Raw genomic sequence first — 13,016 nt, forward strand, 5'->3', positions numbered from 1 at the left:
CGCAGCGACGAGTATCCTACTAATGAAGTGCATTGATACTTTCTATAATTGCTCCAACGGATAATGGATCTTGTCGTAACTGCTAACCAATTCCGCTAACAATTCCAATAATCCCGCCAAGGGATGGTGTTCATTTTCCCCCATCACATCCAGTACCCGGTTCATCAATGCGACAGTGTGATCATAGTCTGTTTCGGTTTTGATCGGCCTCAGCCTCGCGATGTGGTCGAACTCCTGCCATGCCGCAGCCAGGGCCATGCCATCGATTTTCTCAACGCTGGTTTTCATGATTAGAACTTTAAACCTTTTCTGTCGATCGAGCATTCGGAAACTCCAATGAGGCTCACATTGCTACAGAGATACGTAGGGCGGATTAGGCGGAACGCAGTAATCCGCCATTGCGTGCATCAGAGGTCATATCGAGTGCGCGATCCAAATTTAGCGCAGCAGGTGCAGCGCGGCGTATTGCAGCAGCATGATGGTTTTGCCGTCGGCGATTTCTCCGGAGGCCATCATCGCCATCGCCTGCTCCATCGTCAGCTCCAGCACCTCGATGTCCTCACCCTCTTCAGCCACCCCGCCGCCGGCGCCGGGACGCGAGGCCGGATCGTATTCGGCGACGAAGAAGTGCAGCCGCTCCGTGACCGAGCCGGGACTCATGAACGCTTCGAACACCTTGTGCACTTCGCCGATGCGGTAGCCCGTCTCCTCCTCCACCTCGGCCTTGATGCGCACTTCCGGCGTGGCCTGGTCCAGCAGCCCGGCCGGCGCCTCGATCAAAAAGCCGGGGTGCCCCTCGACATACGCCGGAAAGCGGAACTGACGCACCAGCACCACCGTGCGCAGCTCGCGGTTATAAAGCAGGATCGTGGCGCCATGGCCGCGATCATAGGTTTCGCGCGACTGGCGCTGCCACGTGCCGTCGCTACGGCGGTAGTCGAACGTGGTCTTCTTCAGTACGAACCAGTCGTCGGACAGGGTTTCGACTTTGTGAATGCGGATGCGGTCTTCGGGCATGGCGGCCTTCCTTTTTTTTGATTGCGTATTTTTACGATATCATGCACTATCGTGCAATATCAAGATAATTCGTGCAAATCATGCTAACACGTCAACGCAAGGAACTACTGCTGTCCCGCCTCAAGCAGGACGGCCAGATCGTCGCCAAGTCGCTCAGCGAGGAGTTGGGATTGTCGGAGGATACGATACGCCGCGACCTGCGCGAGCTGGCCGGCGAAGGTTTGCTGCAGCGGGTGCACGGCGGCGCTCTGCCGTTGGCGGCGCCGCTGCCCGCATCGCCGGCAATGGGCAACTTCGCCGAGCGCCAGCAAATATCGAGCGACGCCAAACCGGCCATCGCGCGCGCTGCCGCCGCCATGGTCAAGGCGGGGCAAGTGGTATTTATCGACGGCGGCACGACGGCGGTCCAGCTGGCGCGCCATTTGCCAGCCGACTTGAAATGCACCGTCGTCACCCACAGTCCCAGCATCGCGGTCGAACTGACGGAGCATCCGCTGATCGAGGTGATCATCATCGGCGGCCGCCTGTTCAAGCATTCGATCGTCGCCATGGGACCGGCCGCGCTGGAGGCCATCGCGCAGATTCGCACCGACATCTACTTCATGGGCGTTTGCAGCCTGCATCCGGAGCAAGGCATCAGTACCGGCGACTACGACGAAGCCGGCGTCAAACGCGCGATCGCGGCAGCGGCGCAAAAGACGGTGGTGCTAGCGTCGCCGGAAAAACTGGACACCGCGTCGCCGTTCCAGATCGCCCCGATGCAAAGCGTGGGCGCGATCATCGTCAACGCCGGCGTATCCGACGCCCTGCTGGCGCCCTACCGCGCCATGGGTATCGAGGTGGTGCTGGCCGGCTGACCACTCAAGGCCAGATGGCTTTGAGGACGGCGGCCAAACGATAGCCGCCCAGTGTCAGCTGCGTCCTGGCGTCGGCCGATGTCGGCACCGGATAGTCATCGGGCACCGACACAGGCCACACGCCGTACACCGCGCCACTGCTCTTGCTGGTCTGCCTGGATATCGCACCCGGAACCACGCCGTTGTAAGCGCGCTTGGACACCACCAACGCTTGTTCGGCCCACCGGTACGGCCAGTTCACCGGATCGCCGCCGTCGGCAGCCACTACCGGATTGGCCGCGATGACCGCTTCCGCGAACTGCTGCGGCGAGCGCGCATCGATGCGGCGGAAGGCGTAGTTCACCGTCGTGCCATCCCAATACGAATGCAACGGACGGGTGGCCCTCGGCGGGCGCGGCGGCCCTGGTGGGTCGACGTTTTCAGCCTCCGGCGGCGGAATCAGGCGTCCGCTGCTCTCGCCCAGTTTGACGTCATCGAGCAGCAGATTATTGCCGCCTTGCGTGGCGAACGCCTCACCGGCATCGAGCTGCGCCTGGCTGGCCGGCACGACGAAACCGCCGTCCCTGCCGACATACGCTTCGCCTACGTGCAGCGGTTGCGCGATATCGCCCGTCAGGTGAGCCAGCATCAGCAAGGCCTGGCGCGGCGTGAAGTCGTGCGGATTGGTGGCCTTGTCGCCCTTGCCCTGCAAAATGGCGATGCACTGCTTGAGCGTCTGCACGATGTCGTCGTCGGCGGTGCCGAGCGCGTGGTCGTGGTACTCCGTCAGCTGGAACGGCACGTTGGTGTAGTGGTACTCGGTATGCCGGGGATTGGCTGCGACGTAAGCTTCCATCTCGGCAGTCTGCGGGCCGCAATAAGTCCCCTTGACGCAGTCGGCCCAGATGGCGACCTTCTCCAGGGTCTCGCCGGGCAGCAGCAAGGCCTGCACGCGCTTTTCGGCGTTGCTACCCTTGATCAGCTGATCGGCGATGGCGCCGACCGCACGATGGCCGTCATTACCCCACGCCTGCGCGTTCAACGAGACGAGTGCGCAGGCGCCGCCAAGCGCCGTCACCAACAATAGCTTCTTCATTCCGCTTTGCCTTTTACAGGTTTGGGATACTGCTTGTTGATGTCGAGCGCCTGCGCGTACTGCGAGCTCCAGATCTGCTCCTGCGTCGCCGCCAGGCGCTGCGCCATTTTCTCGTTGCGCATCACCACTTCCATATTACGCGACAAATCCATGTAGCCGCCTGCCCAGTTGCTGGTGCCGACCCACGCGATCTGATTATCGATCACCATGGTCTTGCTGTGGATGACGCGCGCGAACGGAATGAAGCCGCTCGACGCCACCGGTATCGTCACCACGCGGATCTCCACGTTCGGCAGCATCGCCAGGCTTTTCAGATAGGCTTGCGCCGGCTGTTCCAGGTTCCAGTTGGATACCATCAGCTTGATCTTGACGCCGCGATTGGCGGCGGCGCGCACCGCGTTGTCGATCACGGCGTAGTAGGGCCGCGTGCCCTTCGGACCATAACTGAGCGGCGCGTAGTCGAGCAGCTGGATGCGCACTTCGCTCTTGGCGTCGGCCAGCAGCGCCGGCAAGCCGGACTCGGAGTCGCCGATGCCGGCCGGGTTGTAACGGTTGGGACTCGCCAGGAGGAAGGTCTCCTGGCGATAGTTGGGCGCGGCGGCGGGTGTACTGGCAGCCGCGTTCAGCGCCGGCACCGCCGTGCCCTGCTCCGTCAGCGCCTGCGCGCGCCAGTCCTGGTTGAACACCGCCAGCACCTGGCCGACGAGCTTCGGATCGGTGATGCGCAGTCCCGTCTCGTGGATATGCTCGAAGGAGCGCCAGTCGAAGTTCTGGCTGCCAATAAAGGCGGTGGCGCCATCGACCACCATGTACTTGGCGTGGATGATGCCATTGCCGGTCAACTTGCTGAAATCGAGGACGCGCAGTTCCAGGTTCGGAATCGCCCGCAACTGGTCCAGGGTCGGCTTCTCCGACAGGCCGATGCCTTTCTGTTCAAGCAGGAAGCGGATCTTGACGCCGCGCTTGCCGGCCGCCGCCAGGCGCTCGACGACCTTGTCGAACACGCTGCCCGGCTTGTTGACCGCGTAGAACTGGCCGATCACGATCTCGGTCTTGGCGTTGTCGAACATCTCGCTCCACACCGTCGCGGGATCGCGCAGGTCGTCGCTGCGCAGCGGTGTTTCGACGGGCGCCGTCTGCACCAGTTCAAAGCCGGGGATGGAAAACTCGGCACGGGCCGGCGCGGCCGATGCCAGCAGCGCGGGCACGACAACGGAAAGTAAAATACGACGCATAGCGGTAACTCCAATGAATATGTTTAGTCTTGACTACCGCAGGCGCCTGATGCGCTGCTGCGTTTCGGCCTTGCCGGCCGGCTTGCCCGCCTCTTCGCGCTTGACCAGATAAGCGGTCAGCGCATCGACGGCGAGGATGCCCGTTTCGGCGCGGTTCGCGCCATTGGCGAACATCGGAAAAGCATCTCCGCCTTCGGCAAGGAAGTTATTCACCATCACCCGGTACGACGACTCCCTCTGCAGCGGTACGCCGTTCAACGTCACGCTGTCCGGCACCACTTTGCTGCCCTCGCCGCGCTTCGCATCCCACTGGTAGGTGAAGCCCTCGGACACCTGCAGCAGCCCGCGCCAAGAGTCGCGCCCGCCGAGCCACTGCTGCTCCAGCAGCTCGTGGATCTGCCACCCTTTCAGGTTCATCGCCACCAGCTTGTTCGCGAACGGCAGGACCACCTGCGCCTGGCCGACGGTGACGCGGTTGCCCGCGCCGCTCTCCAGATCCTTGCGGATGCCGCCGTTGTTCATGAAAGCGATCTGCACGCCGAAGGGACGGCCCGCCGCCAGCACCGAGTCGGCCACCAGATCGCCCAGCGGCGACTCGCCGTTGTCATCGAGACCGCGCTCCACGCTGGGCACGGCCAGCGCCGCCACCGGACGCGCAAGTTGCGCCGCGCTGCGCTCGCGCGCCGTCTTGAGATACGCATCGAGCGCCGGATCGGCGGGCCAGGTTCCCGGCACCATCACCTCCTGCGTGGCGCTGACGTCGCGCAGCGTGTTGGTGGCGGTATCGACCCGCAGCTTGATGCGCGCCATCACATGGCCCGCCGAATCGGACTGCGTCACCAGACGGCCGTCCACCCGGCACAGATAGCCCTTGTGCGAGTGGCCGCTGACCACCACGCGGATCGCCGGATCGAGGCGTTTGACGACATCGACGACCGGGCCTTTCAGCTGACTGCAATCCTGCTGGTCGAACTTCTCGACCGTGGTGCCGCCCTGGTGCAGCAGCACGACGAACACGCCGACGCCCTGCTGGCGCAGTTCCGGCAGTTGGCGGTTGATGGCGTCCGCCTCGTCGATGAATTGGAGGCCGGCGATGCCCGAGGCCAGCGAGGTTTCGGCGGTCTCGCGCAACACGGTGCCGATGAAGGCCACCTTGACGCCATGCGCCGTCTCGATCCTGTAAGCCGGCAGGATCGGCTTGCGGGTGACCATGTCGATCACGTTGGCCGCCAGATAACTGAATTTCGCGCCGGCGTAGTCCGGGTCGAACTTGCAGGCCTTGTCGGCGCGCGGCGATTTGCAGCCGCCCTTCTGCTGGCGCAGCAGCTCGACACGGCCGGCGTCGAATTCGTGATTGCCGACGGTGCTCGCGCGCAGCCCCAGTAAATCCATCGCGACCATGGTCGGCTCGTCGGCCCACATCGACGAAATGGCCGGACTGGCGCCGATCAAATCGCCGGCGCCCACCAGCAGCAGTTCCGGGTCCTGCTTGCGCCAGGCCTGCAACGCCGCGCCCAGCGTATCGATACCGCCCGCCATCACCGTGCGCGCGTCGCGGTTTCGCACGCTATCCCACACGTATTTGCTCGGTTCAAGGTTGCCGTGGAAGTCGTTGAGCGTGGCCAGTTGCACCTCGACGACGCCGGGCGGCAACGGCGGCGACAAAAACGCGCAGCCGCCGGACAAGGCCGCCAGCGCGCCCGCCAACACGGCGCGGGCGACGGAACTCAATGGTTTAGTCATTACTGATCAACTCGGAAATAATCAAATATTGTACAGCCCGGGCCGGCCGAAAAACGCCGCCGGGCCCGGTGAAAATATTACGTTACAAACCGTCCCGGCATAAAAAAACGGCTGATGTCGCCACCAGCCGTTTTCGGATCAGAGACGTGCTACGAACTTAGAATTCGTAACGTACCGTTGCCTGGATTGCCCACTGCGACTCGCCCTTGACTTGACGGACATCGACGCTTTCGACATCGCGCACGCGGTACACGTACTTGCCGGCCGCATCCAAACCTTGGTAGTCGACGAAGCTGCGCGCCACACCGCCATTGCTCTGGAAGCCGACTTCATTGATACGGCCCCACTTCTTGTTCAGCAGGTTGCCGAAGTTGAAGATGTCGAGCGAGAACGTCGCCTTATTGTTGAAGAAGCCAGGAATTTCCTGGGCGATGCGAACGTCGAAGCTGTTGGTCCAAGGCGCGAAGTCGCTGTTGCGATCGACAACGCGGCCTTTCGAATTACGCAGCACGCCATTGGAATTGACGATGCTCCAGAACTTGTCTTCGTTGGCGTGGTTGGTGGCCGTGTCGCCATAGAACACCACCTGGCCCGAACCCGGCGCCGAAGGGATGAACATCAGGTCGTTGCCGGCCAGGCCGTCACCGTTCAAGTCGTTGTTGACGGTCCAGCTGTAAGGCTTGCCCGAACGACCTTCGTAGAACACGCCCAGGGTGGTGTTGTAGCTGCCGAAGAAGCGCTTGCGGAAGTTGAGCAGCGCGCTGATACGGTCTTTCACCAGATAGGTCGAGTTGGCGTTGACTTCCTCGTTCGGATTGAAGGTGGCGCGGCTCGAGTAGTTCGACGCCGAGGTCGACGACGTCAGCGGCGATACTTCCTTGGCCGAGGTGTAGCTATACGCGGCCGACCAGCTCCAGCCGTTCATCATTGGACGGGTCAGCGAGACGGTGGCGACATTGCTGTAGCCCTGGTCGGTCTTGGTGGCGACCAGCACGTTGTTGAACGACGAGTTGCTCAAGGCCTTGGCGACGAAGCCCGAGCAAACGCCGTTGGAGATCGAGGCGCCGGTTGGCGACCAGCAAGCCTGGTTGTAACCTTGCGGGCTGTAATACAGCGCGCGGCCGTCGGTGCCGGTGCGGGTAGCCACGCCCAAGTTGGCGTTCTGGTAGTAGATCGCGTCGTTGGCCTTGGTCTTCAGGAACTCGGCGCTCAGCACCAGACCGTACCATGGCAGTTCCGTTTCAACCGCGATATTCGCTTTCCATACCGAAGGCTGCTTCAGGCCTGGGGCCAGGATATCGACGTTGGCGGCCGGGACCGAACCGGTGAAGCTGGTCACCTGGTTGTTGATGTCCGTACGGAACAAGCCGTCGGTGCTCGGGCACGCCGCGTAACCGGCAATACCGCAACCCACGGTGCGGGTCTGCACGCCGGTGTTGGAGAACGGATTGGACAGCCAGACGGTCAGGGCGGAGCCCTGGAACAGGCCGGCGCCACCGCGAATTTGCGTCTGACGGGCGGTGTCGAGCTTGTAGTTGAAGCCGGCGCGCGGCTGGAACAACTTCTGGCCGTCGAAGGTGTTGGTGTTGTCCATGCCAAAACCACCGGTGGCGCGGGTGTTGGTGGCAGGGTTGCCGGCGATGGCCGCCTGCGCCACGCGGTCGTTGCGCAGCGGACGCTCGGCGACATCGGTGCCGTCGACGCGCACGCCGAAGCTCACGTTCAGGTTCGAGCTCACAGCCCAGGTGTCCTGGATGAAGGCACCATAGTTCTTCATCGTGAACTGCGACACGGCGTCGTCCAGGGTCAGGCCTGGATTGGCCACCTGCACGCTGTAGCTGCTTGGACGGCCGCGGCGGAAGTTCTCCAGCACGGCCGCTTCGATCTGGGCGTTGCTGCCGGTGCCGCAGTTGAAGTTGGCGTTGTTGTTGAACTGGTAGGCGACGTTGGTGATGCAACCGAACGTGTAGTTGCCCCAGACGTTTTGCAGGAACGCATTGTAGATCTTGTTGCGGCTGTAATCGCTGCCGAACTTGATTTCATGGTCGCCCAGCGACCAGTTGGCGCCGGCGTAGGCGTCGATGGTCTTGGTGCCCAGGATGTTGCGTTGACGGCTGTTGTCGGTACCGAAGAACAGCGTGCGGTTGGCCGACGAAACGGTCGACGGCGTGCCCGGCGGCAGCGCGCCGGAGAATTGCAGGCCGATCAACGGCAGCTGCGTATTCAGTTTAGGCACGGAATCGTAGTCGCGCGAGGACAGCTTGAACTCGGTCGAGAACGTCGGCGTCCAGTCCGACAGTACCTGGGCGACCTTGGTTTCGATGGTCTTGCCCTGCTGGTACCACTCGCTGTTGAGCGACAGGCCGGTGGCCGACAGGCCGCTGAAGATAGGCTCGGTCTGGTCCGTCTTCGAATAGCGGAACATGGCGCGGTGATTGTCGGTGATGTTCCAGTCAAACTTGACCAGCTTGTCGGTGACATCGAGCGCGGCGCCCGACGGCACATTGCTGTTGCCGATATCGACGCCATAGGCGCTCTGCGCGATCGACTGCGCCGAGGCGATGGCCGACGGGGTGATGCCGACGTTGGTCACCGAGCTGCCCAGCGGGCCGAAGGCCGGCGCGGCGCGGGTCGATTCCAGCTTTTCCCAGCCTGCGAACAGGAACAGCTTGTCCTGGATCAGCGGCAGGCCGATGGTGCCGCCCTTGGTGGTTTCCTTGAACGGCGCGGGCGCCGCGTAGGTGTTGTTGGTGGCGTTGAAGCGGTCGCCGGCCATGCTGTCGTTACGGAACACGTAGTAGACGCTGCCCTTGACGGTGTTGGTGCCGGACTTGGTCACGGCGTTGATGTTGCCGCCGGTGTAGCCCTTCTGCGTGACGTCGTAGTTGGCGACGTTGACCTGCACCGACTGGATCGCGTCGATCGAGATCGGCTGCTTGGCGGTCGGCGAACCGCTCGCCTCCAGGCCGAAGGTGTCGTTGACGGACACGCCGTCGATGGTCAGCGAGTTGTAGCGCGAGTTCTGACCGGCCACGGACATTTCGCCGCGCTCTTTATCGGTCTGCGACACGCGCGGGTCGGCACGGGCGTAATCCTGCAGGTTGCGGTTGATCGAGCCCTGGATCGCCAGTTCGGTCGCGCTGATGCTGGTGCCGGCGCCCATCGACGATTTGTTGAACTTGTCCGAGCGGCCGCCGGTGCCGGCGATGGTCACGGTCTGCATGGCAGGCGCGCCCAAGGTGGCGTCGACGCTGGCCGTTTCAGCCAGCTGGATGTAGACGTCCTTGCGCGTTTCGGTGACGCCGTCTTTGGTGATGGTAATCGTGTACGGCCCACCGGTACGCAAGCCACGCTGCACATAACGGCCTTCGGCGTCCGTCACCACATTGGTGACCGAACCCGATTCGGTGTGGAGGATGGACACCACGGCACCCGCCGCAGGCTTGCCGTCCGCCACCGAGACGCGGCCGCCGATGGCCGACGTCGTGTTCTGTGCAAAGGCCGGTGCCGCCGCGAGCGCGATGGACAGGCTGAGCGCGATTTGCGTCAGCTTGAGCCGTTTATGATTGATCATTGTATAACCCCAAAAAAGACTAATAGTTATGTGGAAATCCCGCTGATGGCGGAACTCCTCTTTACGTTTGCTGCAACTGGTCGAGCCGCCCAAATCCCGGCGTGCCAACGGCAGCGGGTGAGTGTAACGGCTTAATATGTCAGGGCTGTGACGTCCGTAGGTGACGCTTCCGCCTGGTTTGCCACTTATCTACTGAACTGTGAGAAAGCAATAATCTTGCTTTTTTGGATCATTTGATCCAACTATGCAGGATCGAAAAAAGCATGACAAATACGATTTATTTTACGAATTCAGATGAAAAATATATAAATAAGGCTAGATTCACAGGCAAGTGCAACGACGACGTGGAATAAGCCGGAATTATAAATCAGCCATTCTCACGTGAAATCTTTTCATTGGTATAAATGCACAAAGCAACACTACCGGTAGCGCTTATGTCGTATCGCGGCCACAAGCGTTAAAAAAAGCGTGCGGCGTCTGCCACAGAGAGGAATTTCTGACAACAGTCGGATGCTGCTGTGCGGAAGGATATTTTGTAACAAACCGCAGGGTGGTGTGGGTTGCGCACCACACCACCCTGCTGTTGAGCCAGCTTATCGCCGGTGACGTCCGCTGGACTAGCGCGCGGCCTTGCTTTGCGACGCAGCAATTTCAGCCTCGAACTTGCTGAACTTGCCGTCCAATCCCTTCAACAGCCGCTGCTTGTCGGCCTCCGCCAGGAAGGAATAACGGATGCTGTCGTAGGACAGTTTTTTAACTTCCGCATAAGTCGGCTGGTAACGGGCCGCGTACAGCACGTATTCGCCGGACAGGTTATTGCGCGACACGCCGGCATCGTCGGTCGACAGCACGAACGGCACGCCATATTTGCGGTACAAGGTGACCGGATGCGCGGCCCCCTTCACACCCAAAATAAAGTCGTTACTACTCAGGTTGACCTCGACGGGAATCTGCCGATCACGCATTTTTTTCATGATGCCCAGCGGATCGGTCTCGTGGGCGATGTCCATGCCGTGGCCGATACGGCTGGCGCCGGCAACGTCGATGGCGTCGCGGATATGGAAGGTCAGGCCCTCCGGCGGCACCATGCCCAGCGCCAGCTCGCCGGCGTGCAGCGCCAGTTTCACCTTCGGATATTTCGCCTTCAGGAATTTGAACATCTGCATGTGCATCGCGTAGTCGCGCATCGACACGTGGACGCTCTCCTGGCCGACGATGTTCACGCCAACGATCATCGGGCTGGAAGACGCCAGCTTAAAGCTCGACACCATCTGCGAGAACACCTGCGACGGCGACAGGAAGCGCAGCGCGAACGGCTGGTAGCGCATCGTAAAATCGGCGTCGTCGATGCCGGCGCCGGAGGTCTTGACGTTTTCCAGGTAGGCGCCGATCCAGCCCTGGAAGGCCTTGTCGCCTTCCAGTTTGGTGCTGTAGGCGGCCAGGTCGGCGTCGGTCACGCCGCCGGCCAGGGCTTTCTCGTCGAAGGCCGGGTCCTGCGCGATCGGCGCGATCTCGTAGATGGTCTCGATGTAGCTCAGGTTTTCCTGGATGGCGCGCTGCTTGAGCGTCTTCAAGCCTTCGGCGGCGTTGGTCGACGCCACCGGCGTAAAGTAGCCGAAGGTGTCGAAGAACTGGCGGTCCGGCGGCGACTGGATGCCGCTATGGTTGTAAAAATCCTTGTCCGACCATTTTTGCAGCAGGTTGGCCAGCACCGTGTTGTCCTGCAAAATATCCTGGCCGGACAGGCACGCGCGCTCGGCCAGCGGCTTGGCGCGCTCGCCGGCGACGGTCTCCTTGGTCTTGTCGATCATGAAACTGGTCTTGTTGACGCAGTAGCCCTCTTTGTCCACCCACTCCAGATACTGCTCGGCGTAGATCGCGCCGGAATAGTGGTGGTGCAGATCGCCGCCCTTGGGCATCATCGTGAAGAACATCGTCAGCTCGGCCAGTTTCGGCTCCTGTCCGGAGACCAGCGAGGCGAAGTGGCGCTTGACGATGTCCTCGTTGCTGGCGGCGTGCGCGCCTTGCGGCATGGCGCAGAGCACGGCGGCGGCCAGGGCGACGGCCTTCAGGCTGGCGATATTTTTTTGCATGTGGCTTCCAATGTGAATAGAGTCAAGTCGAGCTGCGGGCGTGCACCTTGCGGCCGGCGGAATACGTCGCCGCGATGGCGCGGTCGTCGCCGAGCAGCGCCAGCGCGAACAGCAGCTCCTCCAGGCTTTCGACACGGTCGGTGCGCCGCTGCAGCAGCGGCGTGGCCTGCGGGTCGACGACGATGAAGTCCGCCTCCGCGCCGGCGCTGAAATTGCCGATCGTGCCTTCGAGCTGCATGCTGCGCGCCGCGCCCAGCGTGGCCAGGTAGAACATCCGCAAAGCCGGCAGATAACTGCCGCCCAAGCGCGCTACTTTATAGGCTTCATTCATGGTTTGCAACATCGAGAACGAGGTGCCGCCGCCGACATCCGTCGCCAGCGACAGCGGCACGCCCGCCTGGTCGGCCCGCTCGAAGTCGAACAATCCGCTGCCGAGGAACAGGTTCGATGTGGGGCAGATGGCGGCGGCGGAGCGGGTTTCGGCCATGCGCTCGCGGTCGCGCGCATCGAGCCAGATGCAGTGGCCGTACATCGCGCGCGGACGCATCATGCCGTAGCTGTCGTAGACGTCGATGTAGCTACGCGACTTGGGGAACAGTTCATGCACCCATGCGCATTCGGCTTCGTTCTCCGATACGTGGGTCTGGATGAAGGTGTCCGGATAGGCGCGCGCCAGTTCGCCGGCCAGGTGCAGTTGCTCCTCGGTGGAGGTGGGCGCGAAGCGCGGCGTGATCGCGTACAGCGAGCGGCCGTGGTTGTGCCAGCGCTGGATCAGCGCCTCGGTGTCGCGCGCGCTCGATTCGGCGGTGTCGCGCAGGTAGTCGGGGCAGTTCCGGTCCATCATCACCTTGCCGGCGACCATGCGCAGGCCGCGCTGCTCGCTGGCGGTGAAGAAGGCGTCCACCGATTGCGGATGCACGCTGCAATAGACCATGGCGGTGGTGGTGCCGCAGCGCAGCAGCTCGTCGAGGAAGAAGTCGGCCACGCCGGCGGCATGCGCGGGGTCGCCGAATTTACTCTCGACCGGGAAGGTGTAGGTTTCCAGCCAGGGCAGCAGGCCTTCGGCCGGCGAGGCGATCATATCGGTTTGCGGATAGTGGACGTGGGTGTCGATGAAGCCTGGCATCAGCAGCTTGCCGCTGTAGTCGTGCACTTCGGTTTCCGGCGGCAGGGTCGCGTGCAGCGTGGCGTAGTCGCCCGCCGCCTGGACCTTGCCGTCGGCGACGATCAGCAGGCCGTCTTCGTGCCAGTCGTGGGACTGGTCGCTGAAGGCCGGATCGGCGAGGAAGTGGAGCAAGCTGCCTCGGTAGGCTTGCAGGTTTGGGTTCGACATGAGGTTCTTTCAAAAATTTCGTGTATCTGCGTGGCGATTGCATGGCGTGGTTCGACATACGCCCCATCAAATATTCGCGGATCCACGTA

Annotated in this window: 9 protein-coding genes; 1 reads left to right on the plus strand and 8 read right to left on the minus strand. The window is 62.2% G+C overall.

The features are described 5' to 3' along the window. Positions 1-42: 42 nt before the first annotated feature. Positions 43-324 carry a hypothetical protein gene (locus NHH73_26165; GenBank protein ID USX26012.1) on the minus strand — a complete coding sequence of 94 codons (282 nt, stop codon included), beginning with the start codon at positions 322-324 and terminating at the stop codon, positions 43-45. Between the two features lie 114 nt (positions 325-438). Next, positions 439-1,017 (minus strand): NUDIX domain-containing protein, encoded by a 579-nt coding sequence (locus NHH73_26170; protein USX26013.1) that lies wholly within the window; start codon positions 1,015-1,017, stop codon positions 439-441. A gap of 80 nt (positions 1,018-1,097) precedes the next feature. Here NHH73_26170 and NHH73_26175 point away from each other — a divergent pair, with 80 nt between their 5' ends. Beyond that, on the plus strand, positions 1,098-1,874 hold the full coding sequence (locus tag NHH73_26175; protein USX26014.1) for a DeoR/GlpR family DNA-binding transcription regulator: 777 nt from the start codon (positions 1,098-1,100) through the stop codon (positions 1,872-1,874). Between the two features lie 4 nt (positions 1,875-1,878). Here the strand turns inward: NHH73_26175 and NHH73_26180 are convergent, their stop codons facing one another. The 6 genes from NHH73_26180 to guaD all read right to left on the minus strand — a co-directional run bounded on the left by NHH73_26180 (position 1,879) and on the right by guaD (position 12,927). Continuing rightward, positions 1,879-2,949 carry a S1/P1 nuclease gene (locus tag NHH73_26180; protein ID USX26015.1) on the minus strand — a complete coding sequence of 357 codons (1,071 nt, stop codon included), beginning with the start codon at positions 2,947-2,949 and terminating at the stop codon, positions 1,879-1,881. After that, positions 2,946-4,184 carry a phospholipase D-like domain-containing protein gene (locus NHH73_26185; protein ID USX26016.1) on the minus strand — a complete coding sequence of 413 codons (1,239 nt, stop codon included), beginning with the start codon at positions 4,182-4,184 and terminating at the stop codon, positions 2,946-2,948. The genes NHH73_26180 and NHH73_26185 overlap by 4 nt, the downstream gene beginning before the upstream one ends. Positions 4,185-4,217: 33 nt before the next feature. After that, positions 4,218-5,927: a bifunctional metallophosphatase/5'-nucleotidase gene (locus tag NHH73_26190; protein ID USX26017.1), complete on the minus strand. Its 1,710-nt coding sequence runs from the start codon at positions 5,925-5,927 to the stop codon at positions 4,218-4,220. A 157-nt stretch (positions 5,928-6,084) separates the two neighbouring features. Beyond that, the gene (locus tag NHH73_26195) at positions 6,085-9,501 is read right to left on the minus strand and encodes a TonB-dependent receptor (GenBank protein USX26018.1); all 3,417 of its coding nucleotides are present in this window, start codon (positions 9,499-9,501) and stop codon (positions 6,085-6,087) included. 617 nt (positions 9,502-10,118) lie between these two features. After that, the gene (locus tag NHH73_26200) at positions 10,119-11,594 is read right to left on the minus strand and encodes an adenosine deaminase (GenBank protein ID USX26019.1); all 1,476 of its coding nucleotides are present in this window, start codon (positions 11,592-11,594) and stop codon (positions 10,119-10,121) included. Between the two features lie 22 nt (positions 11,595-11,616). Further along, complete coding sequence (guaD, locus tag NHH73_26205) at positions 11,617-12,927, minus strand: guanine deaminase (protein USX26020.1); 1,311 nt, start codon at positions 12,925-12,927, stop codon at positions 11,617-11,619. Positions 12,928-13,016 lie beyond the last annotated feature (89 nt).

The organism is Oxalobacteraceae bacterium OTU3CINTB1 (genome assembly GCA_024123955.1).
GTDB lineage: Bacteria > Pseudomonadota > Gammaproteobacteria > Burkholderiales > Burkholderiaceae_D > Rugamonas.

Bases quoted from the DNA above. Each gene is read 5' to 3' on its own strand.
- NHH73_26165 (USX26012.1), bottom strand. From the start codon at position 324: ATGCTCGATCGACAGAAAAGGTTTAAAGTTCTAATCATGAAAACCAGC.
- NHH73_26170 (USX26013.1), bottom strand. From the start codon at position 1,017: ATGCCCGAAGACCGCATCCGCATTCACAAAGTCGAAACCCTGTCCGAC.
- NHH73_26175 (USX26014.1), top strand. From the start codon at position 1,098: ATGCTAACACGTCAACGCAAGGAACTACTGCTGTCCCGCCTCAAGCAG.
- NHH73_26180 (USX26015.1), bottom strand. From the start codon at position 2,949: ATGAAGAAGCTATTGTTGGTGACGGCGCTTGGCGGCGCCTGCGCACTC.
- NHH73_26185 (USX26016.1), bottom strand. From the start codon at position 4,184: ATGCGTCGTATTTTACTTTCCGTTGTCGTGCCCGCGCTGCTGGCATCG.
- NHH73_26190 (USX26017.1), bottom strand. From the start codon at position 5,927: ATGACTAAACCATTGAGTTCCGTCGCCCGCGCCGTGTTGGCGGGCGCG.
- NHH73_26195 (USX26018.1), bottom strand. From the start codon at position 9,501: ATGATCAATCATAAACGGCTCAAGCTGACGCAAATCGCGCTCAGCCTG.
- NHH73_26200 (USX26019.1), bottom strand. From the start codon at position 11,594: ATGCAAAAAAATATCGCCAGCCTGAAGGCCGTCGCCCTGGCCGCCGCC.
- guaD (USX26020.1), bottom strand. From the start codon at position 12,927: ATGTCGAACCCAAACCTGCAAGCCTACCGAGGCAGCTTGCTCCACTTC.